Source organism: Legionella nautarum (assembly GCF_001467895.1).
Taxonomy (GTDB): domain Bacteria; phylum Pseudomonadota; class Gammaproteobacteria; order Legionellales; family Legionellaceae; genus Tatlockia; species Tatlockia nautarum.
The window spans coordinates 115,422-115,821 of record NZ_LNYO01000023.1 but is presented as its reverse complement, the minus strand read 5'-3'; the positions used below and the strand labels follow the sequence as shown (position 1 = coordinate 115,821).

Sequence of the window (400 nt, the reverse complement as noted above, 5' to 3'; positions counted from 1 at the left end):
ATGATTGATAATCCAAGCACTCCGACACGTCCAGATGTGTTGCTTCCAGGTGTATGGCATTAAGTTTGCTGCCCATTTTTCTATGAATCAAAAAAGAACTCTTAATTTCCTCAACAATGTTACTTAGTTTTCTAATTTTTAGACCTGAATTGGTGGTTTCGGTATTTCCATGCATGGGATCACAACTCCATAACACTGTGCGTTTTGTTTTTTTCACCGCCTCAATTAATTGGGGCAAAAGGTCGCGGACAGATTGCGCTCCTAATCTGGGAATCAGTGTGATGCGCCCGGGAAGATAATTTGGATCTAAGGCATGGATGGTCTTTATAAGATGCTTGATGGAAGTATCTGGGCCTATTTTTACTGCAATTGGATTTGCAATTTTTTTCAAGTAGTCAAC

General features: G+C 40.0%; 1 protein-coding gene. It reads right to left on the bottom strand.

Annotated elements, in window-relative coordinates; translation table 11 throughout:
- A partial coding sequence (locus Lnau_RS16440; protein WP_274520280.1) for a 3-deoxy-7-phosphoheptulonate synthase occupies positions 1-391 on the bottom strand: 391 nt, incomplete at its 3' end.
- Positions 392-400: the final 9 nt, after the last annotated feature.